The sequence below is a fragment of the Bacteroidetes bacterium SB0662_bin_6 genome (assembly GCA_009839485.1).
GTDB lineage: Bacteria > Bacteroidota > Rhodothermia > Rhodothermales > VXPQ01 > VXPQ01.
In genome coordinates this window covers 1-23,025 of the sequence record VXPQ01000067.1, presented here as the reverse complement: position 1 = coordinate 23,025, position 23,025 = coordinate 1, and the positions used below count along the sequence as shown (strand labels likewise).

The window sequence follows — 23,025 nt, the reverse complement described above, 5'->3', positions numbered from 1 at the left end:
TGCCGGCCGAGTTCCGCGGGCGGGCGGGACGTGGATGCATGGGGGCGTTTTCAATAAAATGTGCGTCCTCAACGGACGGGGAGCATGCGGACGCCGCCGCCTCCCATTCCTGTTCCGTGGGAAGCCGGGCGCCTGCCCAGCGGGCATAGGCATCCGCCTCGAAATAACTGATGTGCGCGGCCGGTTCGTCCGGGGCCACGGGTTTCATGCCGCCCAGCGTGTAGGTCCACCAGGCGCCGTCCCGCCGTTCCCAGTAGAAGGGTTCGGTCCATCCGCGTTCCTGAACGGCGGCCCACCCCATCGACAGCCACCACTCGGAACGCCGGTAGCCGTCGTCTTCCATGAACGCCATGAACTCGGCATTCGTGACGGGCCGGTCGGCCAGAAGAAAATCCTCCAGAAAACATCGGTGCCTCGCCCCCTCGTTGTCGAAGGCGAACCCGCCGCCGGCATGGCCGATCTCGTATATCCCCGCATCGAACGGAACCCAGGTCAGGGGCGCGGTATCCCCCGCTTCGTTTTCGAAGGCCTCGTAGACGGGACGCAGCGGATTCACCGAAAGCACATGCTTGATATCCGTCATGATGAGTTCCTGGTGCTGCTGCTCGTGCTGCACGCCCAACTCGATAACCGGAGCAGCCTGCTGCGCAACATCCGGGGCCGCCTCTTCCATGAACCGGAGCATCTGTTCATCCACATGGCGCCGGTACGCCATCACCTCCGCCACCGTAGGCCGGGAAATGTACCCCCGCCTGTCCCGGCAGTGCCGCTCCCCCGCCTGCACGTAATAGGAATTGAAGAGATAGGGGTATCCCTCGTGGTACAAGACATACGACGGGTCGAAATTCCGGAGCACGAAGGTCTCGAAAAACCAGCTCGTATGGGCAAGGTGCCATTTGGTCGGGCTCACGTCTTCCATCGTCTGGATGACGCAATCTTCGACCGCAAGAGGTTCGACCAGACGCTCTGTGGTCCGGCGTATGCGGCGATAGGCTTCGGCAAGGCGTCCGAGCACATCGCCGGGCTCTTCCCGGGCCCCGGCGGCGCCGCGCGCTACATCCGGAAAAACAACGGGCATACGAACATCTCTCGGAATATTGAATCGGAATACCTGAAGGATACGTGTATTTTACGGGATGTGCATAAACCTTTCCACCGATTGTATATAGCATATCCATGTCAGCAGTTCGGTCCGACGAACCCAGGGAAATCCTTCCCGTGAGCGTCGAATCCTGTAAGAAATGTCCCGAAGGCGCCCTCCCCTTGCCGCGCTCCAGCGGCATCCTGCTGCACATCACCTCCCTGCCGGGTCCGTACGGCGCGGGCGACCTTGGACCGCAGGCCCGGGACTTCGCGAATTTTCTGGCGGAAACCGGCCAGCGTATCTGGCAGGTGCTTCCGCTCGGCCCGGCGGGCCTTGGGGATTCGCCCTATTCCAGCCCGTCCACGTTCGCCATGGACCCGCTCTTCGTGAGCCCGGACCTTATGGCGCAAGACGGACTGCTGGATCCGAAAGATGGAAAGGAGGCCTTTGTTTTTGGCGATACCGATGCGCTGGAAGCTGCTGAACAAGGCCATGTTCCTGTCGAGAGCCTCTTGTACTACCCCCATGAGGTCACGCCGCCGCATGCGTCCTGCGCGGATTTCGATAAGGCCCGCCGCATGAAAACCCTGTTTCTGCGCAGCGCCTTCGAACGTTTCGAGGCCGGAAAAACACCTGTCGATCCCGCTGTTTTCGACGCCTTCTGTGCAACCAATGCCTACTGGCTCGATGACTACGCCCTGTTCACGGCGCTGCGGGAAAGACACGGCGAAGTCGAGTGGACAAAATGGCCCGGGAAATACGCCTTGCGGGACCCGGAAGCACTTGAGGAATTCAGCAACAAATACAACGCCCGCATCCGACACCACAAGTTCGCGCAGTTTGTGGTGTATGGCCAGTGGAATCGGCTCAAACGCTACTGCAACGAACGGGACATCCTGTTATTCGGCGACATTCCCATTTACGTGGCGCACGACAGCGCGGACGTGTGGACGCATCCCGACTTCTTTCAACTCGACGAGCATGGGCAAAGCGCCTTTTCCGGAGGCGTCCCCCCCGACTATTTCAGCAAGACCGGACAGCACTGGAATAATCCGACGTACCGTTGGGACACGATGCGGGAGAACGATTTCGCATGGTGGGCGCGGCGGCTCGAAGCGATCATGCAACAGGTGGACCTGGTGCGCCTGGATCATTTCCGGGGCTTCGCCGCCTACTGGGAGATTCCGTCCGGGGAAAAAACCGCCGTAAACGGGAAGTGGGTGGACGGCCCGGGCCTGGCCTTCTTCGAAAGTATGGAGAAACAGCTCGGCCCCCTGCCGCTGGTGGCCGAGGACCTCGGGGGCATCACCGACGATGTGCGCGAGCTCATGCACGCGCTGGGATGTCCCGGCATGGCCGTACTCCAGTTCGCCTTCAGCCACGATGCCGACAACCCATTCCTGCCGCACAATAATCCGCGGAATATCGTGCTGTACACGGGTACGCACGACAATGATACGTTCCTCGGCTGGTGGGAAAAGCTGGCTTCGGATCCGGAAAAGAAGAACGAATACGACTTTGCCCAAGAGTACCTAAAGGTGGACGACTGTCCCGAACAGGAGGTGCACTGGGCGGCGCTACGGGCCGTGCTCGCATCCCCCGCCGAGTATGTCGTTTTCCCGATGCAGGACCTGCTCGGGCTGGGAACGGAGGCGCGCATGAACACGCCGGGCGTGCTGGGAGGAAACTGGGGGTGGCGCTTCACGAAAAGCCAGTTGACGCCGGATATCGAGGAACGCCTGAAGAAGCTCACCAGGCGCTACGGGCGGGCCGTGAGTGCGGACACCGCCTGATCGATCCATGGAACCCGGCCGCAGACCGGCTCAGGGGCTGTATACGTAAAGGACCGGCAGCCTGGAAACATCGGTGATGTCCGTGTCCGTGTGGTGGTAGACGTTCATCCGTCCCGTGCCGCAGTCGCCGAACTCGTCGCAGGATACCGTCCCGACCAGGCCGCTCATGGCGGTTTCTCCCACCTTCTCGCGCAGCGCCTCCCGGTCTATGAACAGCCTGCCGCCCTCCTCCACAGCGACGGACTCGATGGCCGAGAGAAGGATAGTGGTTGCATCATAGGTATGCGCCCAATAGGGTGACTCCGGAAAACCGCCTGCCCTGGCCTCGTACGCGGCGAGCACCTGCTCCCCGCTCCGCCCCGTCACCTCGTTGACATTGGAGCCAAAGCCCGCTTCCGGTCCGGCAAAGTACATCCCCTCCGATTGCGGGGTCTCCAGAAACGCAGAAACCAGCAGCGCCGCCGCGGAAATCAGGACAGTCTCTTCAAGCCCTTCGAAGGTCTGCGCCTGCTCGGCAAACGCCGATCCCTCCTCGAAGAACAACGGGAAAAAGATGGCGTCCGGGCCAGCGGTTGCGAACTCCTCGAGCACGTCCGTCATGTCGGTTGCGCCCTTCTCGATTTGGGCCTGGGTCGATACTTCGCCCCCGAGGTCCGAGAACGCATCGGCAAACGCCGCCACAAGAGAGGACGTGTACGGATCGCCGTCGTGCACGGTGGCTACGCGCCTCAAGGCCAGTTGGTTGTAAACGAAGTCAGAGAGGGCGCGGGCCTGATGGAGATCGTTGGACGCCGTGCGAAAGTAACCGGGGTGATAGTCGGCATTCGCATTGCCGGCCAGATCGGAGGTGAGCCGCGGAGAGGTGTTGCTCGGCGAAATCATGACCAGGCCCGCGTCGCTGATGACGGGCGACGCCGCTACGGCTGCAGCCGAGCAGTTGGTTCCGATGACTCCCGCCACATCCGGGTCCGCGGCGATTTCAAGCGCACCCGCGCGACCGCCCTCCGGCGAGCACATCGTGTCAAAGGAATCGCCGTCCAGTTCGATCTGGCGCCCGCGGATGGCGCCCATGTCCTCAACCGCGAGGTTGGCCGCTTGCCGGGTCACGACCCCCAGTGTCGGCGCGATCGTGACCGTGGCCAGCAAACGGATATGTATGGCCTCGTCCTGCTCAAGCGTGACCGCACCCAGTGGCCCCGGCTCGAATTCCGATTCGTCCAGACTGTCGCACCCGGGCATCGCAAGCACGGCGAGCAGGACCAAAACGGATAACATGATGTGTCTGCGCATAAGATCAATTCTTTCTCAGTCGTGTGTCGTGACGGGACAGGTATCCATCATCCACCGGCGTGGATAACCCCTGCCACCAGGGCCTGTTAACACTATGCAGCAATGCTCTGTTTCGTCAGGCACGGCGTCAATCAAGGCGCGAGGAATGAAGTTTGGTGGTTCCAAATGAGCGACGAGCAACGCAGAGGGACGCCGTGCCCGGCGGAACCCGAAGGGCGGGGCCTTCCGGGCTTCCGCTCACCGGGGCACCCGCAATACCGCCGTCGAAAAGGCCTCCACGGTAATCCGTCCGTCCGCAATCCGGTCCCCCTCCTGCAAGCTTCCCTCCCCGGAGACGGGTGGATCGCCTGCGGTAGCAGGCATATCCATGCCGGACACGAACTCCCACGAACCTTGCGCCGCCTCCGTTCCGGTGCAGAGCAGCGTTTCAGGAGCGGGAAGGACAAAGGACACATCGTGCTCCCCGGCATTGAACAGGACCAGCATGGTATCGTCCTCGCGCTTGCGGCCTTCGGCATCCAGGCCGTGCAGGCCGCCTCCGCAAAGAAGTACGCCGAATGAACGCAATTCGTGATTCGCCCAGTCGCCATGGTCCATTTCGCGTCCGTCCGAGTGCTGCCAGAATACGTCGCGCGCACCCTCCGCGTCCGTTTCGCCCCGCAAAAAGAAACGCCGCCGGAAACTCGGGTGCGCCTTGCGAAGCGCCACCATCTTTTTCGTGAAGGCCAGAAAGGCCCGCTTCCGGTCATCGAGTTCCCAGTCGTACCAGGTCAGTTCGTTGTCCTGACAGTAGGGGTTGTTGTTGCCTTCCTGCGTATTCGAGAGTTCGTCGCCGCCGAGCAGCATCGGAACGCCCTGGGAAAGCAACAGGGTCGTCATCATGCTCCGCTTGCGCCGCTCGCGCATATTCAGCACCTCGGGGCGATCCGTGGGACCTTCCTCGCCGCAGTTATCGCTGTAATTGGGTTCGTGCCCGTCGTGGTTATCCTCCCCGTTCGCGTCGTTATGCTTGTGGTCATAACTGACGAGGTCCTCCAGCGTGAATCCGTCGTGGGCGGTGACGAAATTGACGGACGCGGAAAGGCGGCGCTCCGGCGCCCGGTACAAGTCGTTCGATCCCGCGTACCGGGTCGCAAAAACCCCCTGCAAACCCCCATCGCCCCGCCAGAATTGGCGCACGACGTCCCGGAAGCGTCCGTTCCACTCGGACCAGAGCCATGGAAAGTCACCGACACGGTACCCTCCGGGCCCCACATCCCACGCCTCGGCAATCAACTTCACGCGGCTGAGCACGGGATCCTGTTCGACCAGCGTGAAAAACGTGGAGGCCATATCCACATCGTAGTGCTGGCGCGCCAGCGTAGTGGCCAGATCGAACCGGAACCCGTCCACATGCATATCCTGCACCCAGTACCGCAGGCTGTCCACGATAAGGCGAAGCACCTGCGGGCACCCGACATCGAGCGTATTGCCGGTGCCCGTATAATCCGCGAGGAAACGCGGCTGGCCCGGATTGTTCTTGTAATACGAAAGATTATCCAGCCCCCGCATGGAAAGCGTGGGGCCTAACCGGTTGCCTTCTCCGGAGTGATTGTACACCACATCCAGAATGACTTCGAAGCCGGCCGCGTGAAGCGCCCGGACCATCTGCTTGAATTCGTGTACGGCCCCCGCAAGGCCGGTTGCGGCATATCCCGGCTCCGGGGCGAACCAGCCGAGCGTATTGTACCCCCAGTACTGACCCAGTCCTGCCTCGAAGAGGCGGCGATCATGTACATGCGCATGTACGGGCTGCAACTCGATGGCCGTGACGCCAAGGCTCCGCAGGTGATCCAGCACAGGCTCCGAAGCAAGGCCCGCGTACGTACCCCGCAATTCCGGGGGCACGTCCGGATGCCGTTTGCTGATTCCCTTCACGTGCGTTTCGTACAAAATGGTATCTTCCCACGGGATGTCCGGCGGGTGGTCGTCCCCCCAGTCGAACCGCTCGTCCACTACGGCCCCGAGCGGAGCATACGGGGCGCTGTCGATATCGCTGAAAGAAAGGTCTTCTTCATGCGCTCCAATGGCATAGCCGAAAAGACTGTCGTGCCAGGAAAGCGGCCGCCCGATGGCCTTCGCATAGGGATCGAAAAGCACCTTGTTCGGATTGAACCGGTGGCCGTGTTCGGGGTCGTACGGACCATGTACACGGTACCCGTAGCATTGGCCCGGGGCCAAACCGGGCACATAGCCATGCCACATGGGCCCCGTGCGTTCGGGAAGGGCAAGCGTTTCCGAAGGTGCGTCGGCCTGTGCATCCTCGAACAATACCAGTTCCACGTGCTCTGCATGACGGCTGAACATGGAAAAGTGTACGCCCTCGCCGTCCCAATGCGCGCCGGGGGGATTCGGCTGACCGGGCCATATCCGGGCCTGGTTTTCCGAATGCGATCTTTCTGATTTCGATGTACCTTTCGACATACTCATTGTAAACGAACGTCCGAAGGGCATTCCGAAACCCCGGAAACCCGTGCCCGTTCCGGAGACTCTTTTGAAACATCGTACACTCACCTTTTCGACAAACATCGTACATGGATGATCTGAATTTGCCCGAACACTGGTCCCGCCCGGTGCTTACCGGGCTCACGCCGCAAACGGACGGGGGCAGATGGCCCGTGCGCAGGTTTCTGGGAGATGAAATGGTCGTCCAGGCCGATTTGATTACCGAAGGCCACGAGTGCATCGCCGCAGAACTCCTGGTTCGCCACGAAAAGGACGAACAGGAAACGGTCCATCGCATGGCGCTGCGCTACAACGACGAATATCTCGCCTCGTGGACGCTGGACCGGCTGGGCACATGGTTCTTTCGGGTGCGGGCATGGGCGGATCCCTTTACGACATGGCGGGACCGGTTTGCGCGCCGGGTCGAAAGCAATGACCCGGAGATCGGAAGCGAACTGCTCGTGGGCGCAGGGCTTCTGAAGCGATCGGCGCAGGTTGCCGGAAGCAAGGACAAGAAAGCGCTGCTGCGCTATGCCGAAGCGATGGAAGCGGGCGACGCCGAAGCCGCGCTGGAAGAAAAGGTGACCGCGCTCGTGCAGGCCAACGATCCGCGTGAGAGCATGATCGAGAGCGGTACGTACGCCGTGGTGGTGGACCCCGTGCTGGCCCGCTTTGCCGCATGGTACGAATTCTTCCCCCGCTCCGCGCCCCGGAGGAACGCCCGCAGGAAAAACAACGCCCCCCACGCCACGCTCGACGATGCGGCGGAATTGTTGCCGCGCATCAGGGAACTCGGATTCGACATCGTATACCTGCCCCCCGTGCATCCGATCGGGCATACCCACCGGAAAGGCAAGGATAATACGCCGGAAGCCGGGCCGGGCGAACCGGGCAGCCCCTGGGCGATCGGCTCCGAGGAGGGCGGGCACACGGCCGTGCATCCCGATCTGGGCGGACTGGACGCTTTCGACCGGTTCGTGGCGCGGGCCCGCAAACTGGACCTGCATGTGGCCATCGACATTGCCTTCCAGACTTCCCCGGATCATCCCTGGGTCCGCGAGCATCCCGACTGGTTTCAACAGCGGCCCGACGGCTCCATCCGGTATGCGGAAAATCCTCCCAAGAAATACCAGGATGTCTACCCGCTTGATTTTCTTTCGCAAGACCGGGAAGCCCTGTGGCGCGAACTGAAGAGCGTGTTCGAATTCTGGATCGACCGGGGCGTGCTGGTATTCCGTGTGGACAACCCCCATACGAAGCCCTTTGCATTCTGGGAATGGTGTATCCGGGAGTTACGGAAACAGCATCCCGACCTGATCTTCCTGTCTGAGGCGTTCTCGCGCCCGAAAACCATGTACGAACTGGCCAAACTGGGTTTCAACAATTCGTACACGTACTTCACCTGGCGCAATACGAAGGACGAACTCGTTTCCTATTGCCGCGAACTGTACGACTCGGAGGTGGGCGAATTTTTCCGCCCCAACTTCTGGCCGAATACCCCGGACATCCTGCACGAGTACCTGGTCGAGGGCGGGCGCCCCGCGCATATCGTCCGGCTGACGCTCGCCGCCACCCTGTCGTCGGCGTACGGCCTCTACGGCCCCCCGTTCGAGCATGTGGACAACCAGCAGCACCCGGACCGGGAGGAATATGCGAACAATGAAAAATACGAGGTCCGGTCCTGGAACTGGAACGACCCCGATTCGCTGCAACCCTTTATGCGCCGGTTGAACCGCATCCGGCGGGAGAATCCGGCCTTGCAGCAGATGCGAAATCTGCGGTTTCACGATACGGACAACCCGCAGTTGCTCGCCTGTTCGAAAACCCTGGGCGACAACCGGATCGTCGTGGTCGTCAACCTGGATCCGCATCATGAACAGCGGGGATGGCTTTCCCTTCACCCCGGAGAGCTCGGCCTGCCGGAAGACCGGCGCTGGGATATGCATGACCTGCTCGACAACCGGAATGTCTCCTGGAAAGGGTCGACGCACTACCTGAGGCTCGACCCGCAGAAAACGCCGGTGCGGATTTTCCGCGCCGGATAAACGCATCCGCCCCGCCAACCCTTCTGACGCATGACAAAAAAGACGTCCCGCCGTTCCTGGCTCACCAAGGAAGAGGTACAGCGCCTGGAAGAGGGCTCTTTTTACCGCAGTTATGAGAAACTCGGGGCGCACCCGGACAAGCAGGGCGTCTGGTTTGCGGTGTGGGGCCCAGGGGCCGACACAGTATCCGTGCTGGGGGAATTCAACGACTGGAAGCCGGATGCGCATCCGCTGCGGCGAAGAAAGGGAGGCGTCTGGGAAACGCACGTACCGGGCGCCACGAGCGGACAGAAGTACAAATACCGTATTACGCGGGGCATGTATACCGTGGACAAGACGGACCCCTACGCCTTTGGCATGGAGCCCCCCGTGTCGGGTGGAGACGCAGCCTCGGGACTGGCTTCGATTGTTTGCGATCTCGACTACGAATGGGGCGACAAGGCATGGCTCGAACAGCGATGCGGTCCGGATTCACTGAACCGGCCCGTCTCAATCTACGAGGTGCATCTCGGGTCCTGGCGCAAGAAGGGGATGTACTCCATGAGCTACCGGGAAATCGCCAAACCCCTTGCGGACCATGTAGAAGCACTCGGTTTCACGCATGTGGAATTCATGCCGGTCATGGAACACCCGTTCTATGGTTCCTGGGGCTATCAGGTCGCGGGCTACTACGCCCCCACTTTCCGGTACGGCTCGCCCCTGGATTTCAAGTATCTCGTGGATTACCTGCACCGGCGCGGCATCGGGGTCTTGCTGGATTGGGTGCCGGCCCACTTCGCCACCGACCCGCAGGCGCTCGTTTTTTTTGACGGCGGCACCCTGTACGAGTACGACGATCCCGGTATGCGGTACCATCCCGACTGGGGAACCTATGTTTTCGATTACAACAAGCCGGGGGTCCGCAACTTTCTGATCTCGAATGCGCTCTTCTGGATTGAGGAATACCACATAGACGGCCTGCGCTTCGATGCGGTGGCTTCCATGCTCTACCGGGATTATTCGCGGGGCAAGGATTGGAGCCCGAACATGTTCGGCGGACGGGAGAATCTGGAGGCCATCGACCTTCTCAAGAAAGTCAACGAGATGGTCTACAGTCATGCCCCGGACGTGCTGATGATCGCCGAGGAATCCACGGCATGGCCGGGCGTTTCCAGGCCGACGTACGACGGAGGGCTCGGCTTCCTGTTCAAGTGGAACATGGGGTGGATGCACGACACCCTCGAGTATATGGAAAAGGACCCCGTCCACCGGAAACACCACCAGGACCGGCTCACCTTTCCCCTCCTCTATACGTATTCCGAGCACTACATCCTGCCGCTGTCGCACGACGAGGTCGTGCACGGCAAGGGATCGCTCTGGGGGAAAATGCCCGGGGACGCCTGGCAGAAGGCGGCGAACCTGCGCCTCCTGTACGGGCACCAGATCGGGCACCCGGGGAAGAAACTGCTCTTCATGGGGTCGGAATTCGGACAGACTTCCGAATGGGACCACGACCATGCCGTCGACTGGGACGCCCTGAAAGACCCGTTGCACAAGGGCATGATGGCGTGGGTGAAGGACCTGTATACCCTGTATCGCGATCACCCGGCACTCTGGAACGACCAGCCCGGCGGATTCGAGTGGATCGATTTCAGCGACGAGGACGACAGCACCATCAGTTACATCCGGCGCACGGCGGACCGCGAACTCGTGTTTCTGTTCAATTTCACGCCGGTCCCGCGCACGAACTACCGCATCGGCATGCCCGGGAAAGGCCGCTGGCGGGAAGTGCTCAACTCCGATGCACAGATATACGGCGGAAGCGGGGTGGGAAATCTCGGAAGCGTCGATACGGATCCGGCGCCGTTTCATGGACGAAACCACTCCGTGATCGTAACCCTGCCGCCCCTTGCCGTCGCGATTCTCGAACAGGAAAAATAGATCCTCTGATCGAAGCGGTTTTAATCAGCGTGTCCTGCAGCGGAAAACATCTTGCGGGCAGATCGCGTACGATCCCGACGGTTCGCCGGAAAACGCGTCCCTGCGCGATATGAATCCTTCATTTTTTTCTTCACACGCAACGAAATAACAAACATCATGGCTCACCAACTTCCCGATCTGCCCTATGCCTTCGACGCGCTGGAACCCACCATCGACGAACGGACGATGCGCATTCATCACGGCAAGCACCATCAGGGATATGTCAACAAACTGAATGCCGCCCTGGACGGCCATGCGGCGTTGCAGGATATGTCGGTGGAAGACCTGCTGCGCGGCATCGACAGCGTGCCCGAAGCCATCCGGGGCGCGGTCCGCAACAACGGCGGCGGACACGCCAATCATACCTTGTTCTGGAGCATTATGTCGGGGAACGGCGGGGGAGCGCCTGCAGGCGATCTCGCAGCGGCCATCGACGCAGCGTTCGGTTCGCTCGATGCGTTCCAGGCAACGTTCGCTGCGGGCGCGGCGGGACGATTCGGGAGCGGATGGTCCTGGCTCGTCGTGAACGGGAACGGGGAGCTGGAAGCATACTCCACGGCCAATCAGGACAGTCCTCTCATGCAGGGACACACGCCGATTCTGGGCATCGATGTCTGGGAACACGCGTACTATCTGAACTACCAGAACGACCGCGGCGCCTATGTGAACGCCTGGTGGAACGTGGTCAACTGGGATCAGGTCGCCGGCAATTTCGACGCCGCGCGCTAACGGGTCGGCCCACATACCTTGCGCATCCGGCGGCGCCATCGAGAACGTGTCGTACAGCGTCAAGGAAATACAGTACACCATCCAGGGAGAGGGCGCCCGCACGGGGCGCCCGGCGGTCTTTCTGCGCTTCGCCGGATGCAATCTCTGGAGTGGGCGGGAAGCGGATCGGGCCACTGCGGTATGCCAGTTCTGCGACACCGACTTCGTGGGCACGGATGGCCCGGGAGGGGGACAGTTCGACACGGCATCCGGACTGGCGCGGACTGTGGCCGCCCATTGGCCTGCAGGGAAAAACGCCCGCTATGTGGTCTGTACGGGCGGCGAACCGCTCCTGCAACTGGACGAACCGCTGATTGCCGCCTTGCACAAAGAGGGATTCGAGGTGGCTATCGAAACGAACGGCACGAAAGCACCCCCCGCGGACATCGACTGGATTTGCGTCAGCCCGAAAGCCGGGGCCGAGCTGATACTGAAGGAAGGCGACGAACTGAAACTGGTGTACCCGCAGGAGAAGGCGCCGCCGGAGGATTTTACCGGTCTTCCGTTTCGGCATTTCTTCCTGCAACCTATGGACGGCCCCGATCTGGAGAAATACACAAAGCAAACCATCGCGTATTGTCTGGAGCACCCGATGTGGCGCCTTTCGCTCCAGACACACAAACTGCTGGGGATTCCGTAGGGCCTGTTAACACTATGCAGCGGCGATCTCAACCGGATTCCCCGGTATCCGTATCCGGAGAAACGCCTATGGCGCGCAGCATAGCGCGCAGATCGGAAGAGGTGAGCACGCCGCGCAAGTGCAGTGTTTTCAGGGCGGCGCGCACCTCGACCGGATTGGTAGAAACATCTCCGGCGGGAGCATCTGCCGCTGCACCCCCTTCCTGCCCCTCCTCATCAAGGACGCGTATCATCGCCTCCTGCAAAAAGGCAACCACATACTGGCACGCCCCGGGCCGGAAGGAAAAATCCAGTATTACGTCGAAGGTGGCCCGCCCGCGGTTCACCTGTAAGGTTATGTTCCGCCCGCCCATGAGTTTGCGCTTCCCCTCCACGCCGACGATATCGGCATAACGCACATCCTGGACCGGCGAAAAATCGTTGTTCTGGAAAACAAGGCGATCTGCCGTAAACACGGCCCCATCCTTCGCATTTTCCATCCACGTAGCATCGTACAGCGCCAATACTTCCGATTCGGAAACACCTTGCGCATAATCGCGGAGCGCATTGCGCACTTTTTTTCTGGGAATATCCGGCGCCACGTACAACCCGAGCCCGGGTTCATGCGGAATGAGCGTCTCCACGAGGCGTTTCATGGCAGGGTGGTCCGCACGTTTATGTTTTGAGAGAAGGCGCGTCCCAAGGTCCTCGCCCATGTGGATTTAATCAGAGATTCCTTAACAGGTCCTAAAAGAACCCGAGGGTCATGTTCAGAAGCCCTGGGGCAATGCCCAGGACAAGCAACGCCGCCGCACACGCAACCAGCACGACCCGCAAAGCCAAAGGCGTCGGGAATGCAGCGTCCATTGCAGGCGCAGTCTCCGGGATATCCTGCGGAGAGCGCATAAAAAAGACATACAGTACGCGCAGATAATAAAAAGCCGATACGACACTGGCCAGTACCCCAACCACAACCAGCCAGGTATAGCCGGCATCCACGGCAGGCGCAAACACTGCGTACTTGCCCAGAAAGCCGCCGAACGGCGGAAATCCTGCGAGACTGAACATGAAGCATCCCATCGTAACGCCAAGGAGGGGCTTGCGGAGACCCACTCCCGCCAGCGAATCGAGGGTTTGCTCCCGTCCGCCCTTACCGTCCCATTCCAGAAACGCCATCACGCCGAAAGCGCCGATATTCATCAGGGTGTACACGAGCAGGTAGTAGAGTGCGCCCGACCAGGCGGCAGCCCCTCCTGCGGTCAACCCGACCAGAATATAGCCTCCGTGCGCAATGGACGAATAGGCCAGCATACGTTTTACGTTTCCTTGCAGGACGGCAAGCAGATTGCCCAACACCATCGTGGCAAGCGCAACGGACGCAAGCAGGGGCGCCCAGCCATCTGCGGGCATAATGTCACGCAAAATCAGAATCAGGGCCCCGAATGCCGCCGCCTTCGAGGTCGTGGACATATAGCCGACCATCGTGGTCGGCGCACCCTGATACACATCGGGGGTCCACATATGAAACGGCACGGCGCCCACCTTGAAGAAGAATCCGATCAGAAGCAACGCCGCGCCGGCGCGAAACAACATGACCTGGCCGCTCGCTTCAAGGCCCGCAGCCATCTCCGGGATATACATCGTGCCGGTTGAACCGTACAGCAGGGCGATCCCGTATAGAAAAAATCCTGTGGCAAAGGCTCCCAGCAGGAAATATTTGAGGGCGCCCTCCGCGCTTCCCTCATCCCCCCGAAGCAACCCCGCCATGATATACAGCGATACGGACATCGTTTCCAGCCCGACAAAAACGGCCACCATGTTGTTCGCCGTCCCGAGCACGATCATCCCGGCGGTAGCGAGCAGAATCAGCGCATAGACTTCCCCATACTCCTGGCCCGTCCTCTTCCAGTATGCCGGAGACAGCGCCACGGTAAGCAAGCCCCCGGACAGGATCACGATATTCACGAAAGACGCGTATCCGCCCGTGCGCACCATCCCGTAGAAAGCCGTCCCTGCTTCCGCATTGAGTCGCCATAGCTCCAGGACAATCCCGATTGCGAGGACGGCGCCGGAAATCCAGGCCAGCTCGAGGATGCTTTTTCGGAAAGCATCCCAGACGACAAGAATAACCCCCACCCCCGTCACAAGCATCAGGGGCAAGGTCCTGACCATATCCCCCGGAAGGGCGTCAAAAAACCGGATCAGTTCTGTTTCCATGGTATCGGAATCATGTCATCTCCGGGCCGCGGCCGCGGAAATGCGCATATAACGCCCTCACAAACGGTCTATCTTCTTCGCCAACGCAACGTCAAAGGCAGTCACCTTACCGCCTGCATCGTGCGTATTGAGTGCAAGCGTCACCCGGTTGTACACATTGTGCAGATCCGGATGATGATCGAGCGCCTCGGCTTCAAACGCCACCCGGACGATGAACCCCATCGCCTCCCGGAAATCGCCGAACGCGACCTGCTTGACGAGCCGGTCGTTCTCGAATGTCCACCCGTCGAGCTCTTGCAAAGCCCGGGCGATTTCTTCTCTGGAAAGCGGTTCTCGGGACATAGGCAATCGGAATGTGCAGTCTCCTGAAAGACGGAGCACATGCGAATGTACTTACAGTTGGATGACCCACCCGCTGTAGAAAATGACCCAGATCACGAAATACACGGGGATCAGGATCGGCAGCGAATATTTCACGAGATAGCCGACGAAACTGGGCACATCGACGCCGCTCGACTCTGCGATGGCCTTCACCATGAAGTTCGGGGCGTTGCCGATATAGGTCATCGCACCGAAGAACACAGCCGCCACGGAAATGGCCTGCAGGAAGATCCACGAGTCGACCCCCGCCGCAAATTCCCTGACCTGCGCCGCCACGCTCACATCCAGCCCGAATTTACCCATGGCCGCCGCGAGGAAGTTCAGGTACGTCGGCGCATTGTCCAGAATACCCGAAAGGACTCCCGTAGCCCAGTAAAACATGCCCACGGAAAGCGAATCGGAGTTCTGGTGCGCAAACTCGCTGATGAGTTGAAGGGCCGGCTGCATCGTCGCAAAAATGCCGAGAAACAGCCAGCCTACTTCCCGGATAGGCTCGAACGTAAACTCGTTCTTTTTCAGGGCGGTCTTGTCGGCGAACACGAAAGCGAGCACGCATACCGAAAACATAATGAGCTCGCGGATGCCGAACGGCAAATGGACACTGCCTATATGCAATCGGGGCACCCATCCGAAAACCTGCGGATCGATGAACACGGAAAGAATGACCACCAGGACCCATATGAAGTTCTTACTGCCTACGATACCCATCAGGCCGCGGGAGGCGTCGATAGCCGGCGCTTCCTGCTTGTTGCGCGCATCGATGACGTAAAAAATACCCAACAGAAGAAGCATGGTCGGCAGCCAGATATACCAGACGTGGGTGAACGTCCAGAAAAAAGGCACGCCGCGCAGAAAACCCAGAAAGAGCGGCGGATCGCCTATAGGAGTAAGGCCGCCGCCGACATTGGCGACAAGAAAAATGAAAAAGACGATATGGTAGGGTTTCAGGCGGCCCTTGTTGAGACGCATGTAGGGCCGGATGAAGAGCATCGCCGCTCCGGTCGTGGCAATCAGGTTGGCCACAACAGAGCCCACGAACAGCAGTATGGAATTAGTCCATGGGGTACCGCGCGCATTCAGACTGAGGAAAATGCCTGAAGCGGCGATAAACAGGGAAGCGACCAGGGCAATGAAGGAAAGATACTCGGCCAGTGCATGCACCATGGGAACCGACGAGCCCAGCACGAACAGATAATAGATCACCACGATGGCGCCGAGCGCCACCGCATACTTCGGGTAATGGCGGTGCCAGTGGTGCGCATAGAAAAGCGGCCCCGTCGCAATCATGAGCAACAGCGTGATAAACGGCAGGACAAGCCATACGGGGGGCAACGGGCCATGGTGATCGTCTTCCCCGCCGGCGTGCTCCGCCGCGCCGGCATGGGCGTCGGCGGGAGCATGGTCCCCGGCTTCCTGCCCATCGTGCGCAGTCTCTTGCTCGTCGTGGGCGGCTTCCTGCTCGTCGTGGGCAGCCCCGGCGTGGTCACCAGGGACCTCGGCGTGATCGTCCGTGACCTGTTCTACGCCGGATTCCTGCGGCAGGACGGGCGGCGCCGACCATGCCGGGCCCGGTAGCAGCAGGCACGCCGCCAGTAAACCCGCTGCCGCAAGCGGCAGACAACGGAAAAACACAATGCGTTCAGGGTAGGAAACGAAAGACATGGCGTATACGATAAATCAGTTGCTTACATCCGAAAAAGCCGTTTCGGGCGTCCCGTCGGAGTGCGAACCCGTTGCCGTCTCCGAGTCGGGCGTCGGAGAAGAATACCCAAAAAAACGAGTGGCGTCTTGTGTGCCGCGGACATTCTCCGCAGCCATCCGTTTTTCGCGAATCGAATCCAGCAGAAACTGCGTGGCCGGTTCGCTTTTTTGTAAAAACCGGTTCGGAGCGAAGCCCAGCACAAACATAAGCACGACCAGCGGAACCATGAGCGCAATTTCACGGCCCGTCATATCATGCATGGTGCGGTTCGCCTCGTTGTCGAGCTCCCCGAAAAACGTCTTGTAGACCATCCACAAAAGATATACGGCCGCCAGAATGACACCGGTCGTCGCCGCGGCAATCAGCACGGGATGTCCAATCAGGTCACTCCGGAATGCCCCGAGAAGGATCATGAACTCACCCACAAAACCGTTCAGCCCCGGCAATCCCGCGGATGCGAGTACCGAAAAGATCATGAAGAACGTGAGGATGGGAACAGTCCGGGCAATCCCTCCGAAATCGTCCATTTCGCGGGTGTGGCGGCGTTCGTACAACATGCCGAGGAGCAAAAAGAGCGCTCCTGTGGACAATCCATGATTAACCATCTGAATGACGGCGCCCTGCATAGCCTCCATCGTGAACGCAAAAATACCGAGCACGACGAAACCGAGGTGGCTGATCGAAGAATAGGCCACAAGACTCTTGGCGTCGGACTGTACCCTGGAGACAAGCGCCCCGTAAATAATGCCGATGACCGCAAGGATAGCGAAAGGAAGTGCGTAATCGTACGCGGCGTTAGGGAAAAAGGGCAGACAAAAGCGCACGAGCCCGTAGGTGCCCATCTTCAGGAGTACGCCGGCAAGGATCACCGATCCGCCCGTCGGGGCCTCCACATGCGCATCCGGCAGCCAGGTATGCAAGGGAAAAATCGGCACCTTGACGGCGAACGCAAGCGCAAAAATCGGGAACAGCCAGGTTTGCAGGCCCACCGGCGTATCGAATGCCAGCAACTTGTACCAGTCCGTCGTGAAGACGCCGCCGTTCACCGCATCGCCCGCTGCATAGCCGAGATAGAGAATCCCGACCAGCATCAGCAGCGAGCCCGTCAGGGTAAACAACACGAACTTGACGGCGGCGTAGATGCGCCGGGGCCCGCCCCATATCCCGATGATGAAATACATCGGGATCAGCGTGAGTTCGAAAAAGATGTAGAACAGAAATACGTCGAATGCGCAGAAAACGCCGGTAACTCCGGTCTGAAGAATGAGCAGAAGCGTGTAATATCCCTTGCGTTGCCTGCCTATGTAATTCCAGGAAGAAAGCACGACGATGGGGCCAAGAAGCGTCGTAAGCATGACAAGCAGCAGGCTGAGCCCGTCAATGCCGACAAAGTATTTTATATCTGCGCTCTCCGGAAACCAGGTGAATGTATCGACCAACTGGGTCGTCCCGGCCAGTTCCGCGGAAGCGTCGAACGCTGCAAAAAGCACGATGGACAGCAGGAACGCGATCCCTGTCGTCCCCAGTGCGATCCACCGTACAGCGTGATCGCTGCGCGCCATAAGGGTCAGCAGTGCACCCGCAAGGGGTGCGAAAATAACAAGAGACGTGATATACGGAATCGACATGGCGCCCATGGAAATCACAGAACAAGCATGATCGCTACGACGAAAACAGCGCCCAGCAGGATTATTGTAGCATAGTGCTGCACACGGCCGGTTTGCATGCGGCGCACGAGACGACTCACCGCAGCAATCAGGTTTGCAAGACCATTTACCCCGGCATCCACCACCCGGGCGTCGAAAGCGGCGCAACCCTGCCTGGCCAACCGCAAGACGGGACGCACCACGGCGCGGTCGTAGAACGCATCCCAGAAATACTTGCCTTGCCATATCCGGTACAGGCCGCCCAGGCGCCGGGCGATGCGCTCGTCAAAAGCCAACCCGTGCACTCCATAGGCCCGCATGGCGAAACGGATGCCCGCTACGGCAATGAGCGCGCCGACGATCAGCAGCGCCCATTCAATCCAGATAAACCCGGCGCCATGTTCGACAGCGGGCGGCTCAGCTACCGGCCCGCCGTATGGCGCACCCAGCCAGTGATGAATCCAGTTGAATCGGCCGTGCCCGATTACGGCGGGCAAACCGATAAACCCGCCCAGTACGGACAACACGGCGAGGATCCACAACGGAACCGTCATGGTCCAGGGCGATTCGCTCGGCTGTATCCGGTCGGATGCAGGCCATCGCGACCTTCCCTCAAACGTGAGCATATACGACCGCATCATGTAGAACGCCGTCAGAAATGCCGTAACGATCCCGATCAACCAGACAAACCAGGCATACGCATGGCCGTCGTACCCGTACTCGAACACCCGGAAGAGGATTTCGTCCTTGGAAAAGAAGCCCGCAAGCGGGGGCAGACCCGCAATAGCAAGTGTCGCGATAAGGTACGTCAGGCCCGTGGCCGGCAAGTACCGGGAAAGCCCTCCCATAGTTCGCATATCCTGCGGATCGAACGGATGGACGAGCACCTCATCCGAATCATCATCCGTCTCCGAGAGCAAATCTTCTTCCTTCAGGTCATGCTCGACGGCATGCATCGCATGAATCACGCTTCCGGATCCCAAAAAGAGGCATCCCTTGAAAAAGGCATGCGTAACCACGTGAAAAATCGACACGAAAAAGGCCCCGACACCCGCTGCCGCAAACATGTATCCAAGCTGCGAGACCGTCGAGTAGGCCAGCACTTTCTTGATATCGTTCTGCACGGTCGCCACGGTGGCCGCCATAATGGCCGTCAGGGCGCCGACGATGGCGATAACCGCCATGACGGTCGGCGCTTCCAGCACGACGGGCGAAAAACGGGCGAGCAGGTACAGCCCGCTGGTAACCATGGTGGCCGCATGAATGAGTGCGGACACAGGGGTCGGTCCCGCCATGGCGTCCGGCAGCCAGGTAAACAGGGGTATCTGCGCGCTTTTGCCCGTTGCCCCGATGAAGAGCAACAGGACGACCCAGTTGACCACATGCTGCGGAAGCGTATCGACGGCCTGAAGCAGGCTGCCGAAATCGAGCGCGCCAACTTCCCGGTAGAGCAGAAATATGGCCAGCAGGAAGGCAAAATCGCCTATCCGGTTCATGATGAAGGCCTTGTTCGCCGCCGCGCTGTTCCTGAAATTCTCGTACCAAAATCCGATCAGCAGCCAGGAGCACAATCCGACCCCCTCCCAGCCCAGAAAGAGTACCGGCACATTGTCCGCCAGCACCAGATTCAGCATGGCGAAGATGAACAGGTTCAGATAGGCGAAGAACCGCCAGTATCCCCTGTCGCCGTGCATGTATCCGATCGAATACAGATGAATGACGCCCCCGACGCCCGTGACGACCAGGGTCATGAGCAGGGAAAGGGCATCGATGCGATAGGCGAACGAAAGCTCGAAATCGCCCGCCGACATCCAGGTGTAATAGTCGACGAGTAGAGGCTCCCCTCCATAACCGACAAAAAGATAGACGGTTATGGCGAACGGGATGGCCACCATCGCAGTAGCCAGTCCCCCGATAAGCCCCTCGTAGGGGCGCAAATCAGGCATGAACAAGCCGCTCAGGCCAATGCATACCGCTCCTATCAGCGGCAACAGGATAATAAGACCTACCAGCAGGTCCCCTTGCATATCGGATTCACCCCATCAGGAGCGTATGGGTCGTTACCTAAAACCTGAACAGGTTGAACCGGCTGAGATCGACCGTCTCTTTCTTCCGGAACAACGCAATGACGATGGCAAGCCCCACGGCAGCTTCCGCCGCCGCTACCGCCATCACGAAAAAAACCAGTACTTGCCCCGCCACATCGCCCATGGACCGGCTGAACGCCACCAGCGTGATATTGACGGCATTGAGCATCAATTCGATCGACATGAATACAACGATCGCATTGCGGCGCAGCAGTACGCCGAGCGCGCCGATCGTAAACAGGACGGCGCTTAGCGACAAATACCAGGCAAGCGTCAATTCCATATCATTTACTCGAACTTTCTCCGGGCAAGAAGCACGGCCCCGATCGTGGCCACCAACAGCAGAATGCCGATGATTTCAAGGGGCAATGCATATCTCGTCAGCAATTCCTGACCGAGCGCCGAAGCAGACCCGGAAGCAGCGTCCGGCATCGTCGGTTCGGGCAAAAGGTCCAGGCTGGCAGCCAATACGTACATCAGCTGGGCGAGTATGGCCATACCCAATACAAAGGCAACGACAAGTTTCCGGTTCAGGCTCTGCAGCTTCGGGAGCGCCGCGAGATTCAGCAGCATGATGACGAAAAGAAAGAGCACCATGATGGCCCCGGCGTACACGAGAATCTGTATCACGCCGAGAAATCGGGCGTTCATCGTGATGTACAGAGCCGCCACGCAAAACAGGTTGAGTACGAGCCAAAGCGCCCCGGAAACGGGACTTCTGGAAACGATGAGCCCGATCCCTGAAGCGATCGCCACCGCGGCGAAAAAGAAAAAGAAAAGCTGCGAAAACATGTAGTGAAATCGGAACGCGGCAGGCGAACCCGGAGCACAGTATCTACCCCTGACGGGAAAAGGTAGACAAAATGCCGCGACGGGACAAGATAATATCCCGTAAATCCCATGTGAATACGCACACGGCGTATATTGTCGCGGCATCGCCCCATTCTCTTCGGGCAGAGGCAATGTATTGCCTTTGCCTACCAAGCATTGCAAAAAGTCATGGCTAAACTCACTGTCATCGGAGCCGGAAACGTTGGAGCCACCGTTGCCGATTGCGTGGCCAGAAAGGATATAGTGAACGAAGTGGTTCTCATCGACATCGTAGAGGGCCTCCCGCAGGGAAAAGCGCTCGACATGCAGGAATCCGCGCCTGTGCATGGTTTCGACACCCGCGTCACCGGAACCAATGCGTATGAAAACACGGCCGGATCAGATATTTGCGTGATTACGGCGGGGCGGCCTCGCACGGCCGATATGTCGCGCGACGACCTGCTGGAACTGAACGCCAATATCGTCCGATCCGTTACCGAACGATTTGCGGCGGATAGCCCCGATGCCATCATTATTGTGGTTTCTAATCCCCTCGACGCCATGACATCCGTGGCGCATGCAGCCAGCGGGTTTCCTGCCCAACGGGTGATGGGTATGGCAGGCATACTGGACACGGCGCGGTACCGCACCTTCATCGCTCTGGAACTGGGTGTGTCGGTCCGTGATGTGCAGGCGCTTCTGCTTGGCGGGCATGGCGATTCGATGGTGCCGTTGCCCAGTTGCACCACCGTGGGAGGCATTCCTCTGCCCGGGTTGCTTCCCCCGGAAAAGATTCATGCGATCGTCGAGCGGACAAAAGGGGGAGGAGGCGAAATCTCCAGACTCATGGGAGCCTCGGCCTGGTATGCGCCGGGCGCCTCCGCCGCGGCTATGGTTGAATCCGTCATGAAAAATCTTTCCCGTGTACTGCCTTGCGCCGTACAACCCTCGGGGCAATACGGCCTGGCCGATCTGTTTATCGGCTTGCCGGCCCGGCTTGGACGAAACGGCGTGGAAGATATCCTTGAAGTCGGGCTCTCCGACGAGGAACAGGCTTTGCTCGACGCCTCCGCGGAACATGTGCGACGCAACCTGGATGTGCTCCGGCAAAAAGGGTTCATGTAAAGTGCGTGCCGGTTTCAAACGGAACCCTCCGGTGAACGGACGGATCAGGCGGATACAGGGAGAGACGGATTGTCTGCCCGGATAAAGTTCCCCGGGGGCCGGCGGCTTGAATCTGCAACGGATTTGCCTTATATTGGCAGGATAGGCTTGTTTTCGCCTAACAGAAACAACTATCAAGCGCCGGGGCAGCGTATTCCCCGGTAAAACCCGACAGCACAGGACGTGGCGGTATTGCAGAAAAAGATCGTAACGAAAACTTCGCGGAGCGCTGCAGGAAAACGGCAGTCGGCCCTCGCCGAAATGACGGATGAGGATTTGATGTCGCAATTCCAGGCAGGTTCCGTCGCGGCGTTCAATATTCTCGTCGAACGGTATTCGGAGCGGTTAACCCATTACCTGTACGGTTTTCTTGGGGATATGCGCCGCTGTGAAGACCTGTTGCAGGAAACCTTCCTGCGTGTGTACCGCAACCGGCACTCGTACCGCCGGATCGCCAAATTTTCGACCTGGCTCTATACGATCGCGGGTAATCTGGCGCGCTCGGAGTACCGCAAGCGCAAACGCCGCCGTCTCTACTCGATCCAGAGCGTAAACCGCGACAACGAAGAGTACGAGATGCAGTTGCCGGACGAATCGTTCGCTCCCGACAAGCATGCGGAGAGCATCATTCAGGACAAGTACATTCAGCAGGCGCTGGATGATATTCCTGCGTCGTTCCGAGAAGTGGTCGTACTGCGCGATGTGCAACAGCTCGCCTATGACGAAATCGCAGAAATTACCGGGTTGCCGATGGGCACGGTCAAAAGCCGCATCAACCGTGGCCGGACGAAGCTCCAGACACTCCTGAAGGACGTCTACCCCTTCTACGAACCGGCTACTGCCTGAGGCAAATCGGTTTCATGTTTTTCCCGACCGGCACTGTCACCCCGACAGTGCCGGTTTTTTATTAGGGCCTGCTAATACTATGCAGCAATGCTCTGTTCCGTCAGGCACGGCGTCAATCAAGGCGCGAGGAG

18 protein-coding genes are annotated in these 23,025 nt (G+C 59.6%); 7 read left to right on the top strand and 11 right to left on the bottom strand.

Annotation, left to right across the window (positions count from 1 at the left end):
- Positions 1 to 1,078: ergothioneine biosynthesis protein EgtB (locus F4Y00_11565; GenBank protein MYE05592.1), on the bottom strand; the 1,078-nt coding region annotated here is incomplete at its 3' end.
- Positions 1,079 to 1,176: 98 nt separating this feature from the next.
- Between F4Y00_11565 and malQ the strand changes: the two genes are divergently transcribed.
- Complete coding sequence (gene malQ / locus F4Y00_11560; protein ID MYE05591.1) at positions 1,177 to 2,877, top strand: 4-alpha-glucanotransferase; 1,701 nt, start codon at positions 1,177 to 1,179, stop codon at positions 2,875 to 2,877.
- Between the two features lie 30 nt (positions 2,878 to 2,907).
- Here the strand turns inward: malQ and F4Y00_11555 are convergent, their stop codons facing one another.
- On the bottom strand, positions 2,908 to 4,167 hold the full coding sequence (locus F4Y00_11555; protein MYE05590.1) for an ABC transporter substrate-binding protein: 1,260 nt from the start codon (positions 4,165 to 4,167) through the stop codon (positions 2,908 to 2,910).
- A gap of 237 nt (positions 4,168 to 4,404) precedes the next feature.
- A complete protein-coding gene (gene glgX, locus F4Y00_11550; protein ID MYE05589.1) occupies positions 4,405 to 6,735 on the bottom strand; it encodes a glycogen debranching protein GlgX in 2,331 nt (776 codons plus the stop codon).
- 5 nt (positions 6,736 to 6,740) lie between these two features.
- Between glgX and F4Y00_11545 the strand changes: the two genes are divergently transcribed.
- The 4 genes from F4Y00_11545 (at position 6,741) to queE (ending at position 12,063) form a co-directional block, all read left to right on the top strand.
- The gene (locus tag F4Y00_11545; GenBank protein MYE05588.1) at positions 6,741 to 8,696 is read left to right on the top strand and encodes a DUF3416 domain-containing protein; all 1,956 of its coding nucleotides are present in this window, start codon (positions 6,741 to 6,743) and stop codon (positions 8,694 to 8,696) included.
- A 30-nt stretch (positions 8,697 to 8,726) separates the two neighbouring features.
- A complete protein-coding gene (gene glgB, locus F4Y00_11540) occupies positions 8,727 to 10,616 on the top strand; it encodes a 1,4-alpha-glucan branching protein GlgB (GenBank protein MYE05587.1) in 1,890 nt (629 codons plus the stop codon).
- 156 nt (positions 10,617 to 10,772) lie between these two features.
- Positions 10,773 to 11,384 carry a superoxide dismutase gene (locus F4Y00_11535; GenBank protein ID MYE05586.1) on the top strand — a complete coding sequence of 204 codons (612 nt, stop codon included), beginning with the start codon at positions 10,773 to 10,775 and terminating at the stop codon, positions 11,382 to 11,384.
- A gap of 46 nt (positions 11,385 to 11,430) precedes the next feature.
- Positions 11,431 to 12,063, top strand: a complete 633-nt coding sequence (gene queE, locus F4Y00_11530; protein ID MYE05585.1) for a 7-carboxy-7-deazaguanine synthase — start codon at positions 11,431 to 11,433, stop codon at positions 12,061 to 12,063.
- 28 nt (positions 12,064 to 12,091) lie between these two features.
- On the opposite strand, the gene F4Y00_11525 is transcribed toward queE, so the two are convergent.
- The 8 genes from F4Y00_11525 to F4Y00_11490 all read right to left on the bottom strand — a co-directional run bounded on the left by F4Y00_11525 (position 12,092) and on the right by F4Y00_11490 (position 20,866).
- Entirely contained in the window at positions 12,092 to 12,697 is a 606-nt protein-coding gene (locus tag F4Y00_11525) for a hypothetical protein (protein ID MYE05584.1), read from the bottom strand.
- A gap of 91 nt (positions 12,698 to 12,788) precedes the next feature.
- Positions 12,789 to 14,213 carry an NADH-quinone oxidoreductase subunit N gene (locus F4Y00_11520; protein ID MYE05583.1) on the bottom strand — a complete coding sequence of 475 codons (1,425 nt, stop codon included), beginning with the start codon at positions 14,211 to 14,213 and terminating at the stop codon, positions 12,789 to 12,791.
- 102 nt (positions 14,214 to 14,315) lie between these two features.
- A complete protein-coding gene (locus F4Y00_11515) occupies positions 14,316 to 14,600 on the bottom strand; it encodes a 4a-hydroxytetrahydrobiopterin dehydratase (protein ID MYE05582.1) in 285 nt (94 codons plus the stop codon).
- A 51-nt stretch (positions 14,601 to 14,651) separates the two neighbouring features.
- Positions 14,652 to 16,301, bottom strand: coding sequence for a sodium:proton antiporter (locus tag F4Y00_11510; protein ID MYE05581.1), 1,650 nt, complete (start codon positions 16,299 to 16,301; stop codon positions 14,652 to 14,654).
- Positions 16,302 to 16,316: 15 nt separating this feature from the next.
- The gene (locus F4Y00_11505) at positions 16,317 to 17,969 is read right to left on the bottom strand and encodes an NADH-quinone oxidoreductase subunit M (GenBank protein MYE05580.1); all 1,653 of its coding nucleotides are present in this window, start codon (positions 17,967 to 17,969) and stop codon (positions 16,317 to 16,319) included.
- Positions 17,970 to 17,983: 14 nt separating this feature from the next.
- Positions 17,984 to 20,014: an NADH-quinone oxidoreductase subunit L gene (locus tag F4Y00_11500; GenBank protein MYE05579.1), complete on the bottom strand. Its 2,031-nt coding sequence runs from the start codon at positions 20,012 to 20,014 to the stop codon at positions 17,984 to 17,986.
- Between the two features lie 37 nt (positions 20,015 to 20,051).
- Positions 20,052 to 20,357, bottom strand: a complete 306-nt coding sequence (nuoK, locus tag F4Y00_11495; GenBank protein MYE05578.1) for an NADH-quinone oxidoreductase subunit NuoK — start codon at positions 20,355 to 20,357, stop codon at positions 20,052 to 20,054.
- A 5-nt stretch (positions 20,358 to 20,362) separates the two neighbouring features.
- Entirely contained in the window at positions 20,363 to 20,866 is a 504-nt protein-coding gene (locus F4Y00_11490; GenBank protein MYE05577.1) for an NADH-quinone oxidoreductase subunit J, read from the bottom strand.
- A 207-nt stretch (positions 20,867 to 21,073) separates the two neighbouring features.
- Here F4Y00_11490 and mdh point away from each other — a divergent pair, with 207 nt between their 5' ends.
- A complete protein-coding gene (gene mdh, locus F4Y00_11485) occupies positions 21,074 to 22,009 on the top strand; it encodes a malate dehydrogenase (protein ID MYE05576.1) in 936 nt (311 codons plus the stop codon).
- Positions 22,010 to 22,231: 222 nt separating this feature from the next.
- Positions 22,232 to 22,894, top strand: coding sequence for a sigma-70 family RNA polymerase sigma factor (locus F4Y00_11480; protein ID MYE05575.1), 663 nt, complete (start codon positions 22,232 to 22,234; stop codon positions 22,892 to 22,894).
- The last annotated feature ends 131 nt before the right edge of the window (positions 22,895 to 23,025 follow it).

Coding starts and splice junctions, on each gene's coding strand:
- malQ (MYE05591.1), top strand. CDS start 1,177: ATGTCAGCAGTTCGGTCCGACGAACCCAGGGAAATCCTTCCCGTGAGC.
- F4Y00_11555 (MYE05590.1), bottom strand. CDS start 4,167: ATGCGCAGACACATCATGTTATCCGTTTTGGTCCTGCTCGCCGTGCTT.
- glgX (MYE05589.1), bottom strand. CDS start 6,735: ATGTTTGTCGAAAAGGTGAGTGTACGATGTTTCAAAAGAGTCTCCGGA.
- F4Y00_11545 (MYE05588.1), top strand. CDS start 6,741: ATGGATGATCTGAATTTGCCCGAACACTGGTCCCGCCCGGTGCTTACC.
- glgB (MYE05587.1), top strand. CDS start 8,727: ATGACAAAAAAGACGTCCCGCCGTTCCTGGCTCACCAAGGAAGAGGTA.
- F4Y00_11535 (MYE05586.1), top strand. CDS start 10,773: ATGGCTCACCAACTTCCCGATCTGCCCTATGCCTTCGACGCGCTGGAA.
- F4Y00_11525 (MYE05584.1), bottom strand. CDS start 12,697: ATGAAACGCCTCGTGGAGACGCTCATTCCGCATGAACCCGGGCTCGGG.
- F4Y00_11520 (MYE05583.1), bottom strand. CDS start 14,213: ATGGTCAGGACCTTGCCCCTGATGCTTGTGACGGGGGTGGGGGTTATT.
- F4Y00_11515 (MYE05582.1), bottom strand. CDS start 14,600: ATGTCCCGAGAACCGCTTTCCAGAGAAGAAATCGCCCGGGCTTTGCAA.
- F4Y00_11510 (MYE05581.1), bottom strand. CDS start 16,301: ATGTCTTTCGTTTCCTACCCTGAACGCATTGTGTTTTTCCGTTGTCTG.
- F4Y00_11505 (MYE05580.1), bottom strand. CDS start 17,969: ATGTCGATTCCGTATATCACGTCTCTTGTTATTTTCGCACCCCTTGCG.
- F4Y00_11500 (MYE05579.1), bottom strand. CDS start 20,014: ATGCAAGGGGACCTGCTGGTAGGTCTTATTATCCTGTTGCCGCTGATA.
- nuoK (MYE05578.1), bottom strand. CDS start 20,357: ATGGAATTGACGCTTGCCTGGTATTTGTCGCTAAGCGCCGTCCTGTTT.
- F4Y00_11490 (MYE05577.1), bottom strand. CDS start 20,866: ATGTTTTCGCAGCTTTTCTTTTTCTTTTTCGCCGCGGTGGCGATCGCT.
- mdh (MYE05576.1), top strand. CDS start 21,074: ATGGCTAAACTCACTGTCATCGGAGCCGGAAACGTTGGAGCCACCGTT.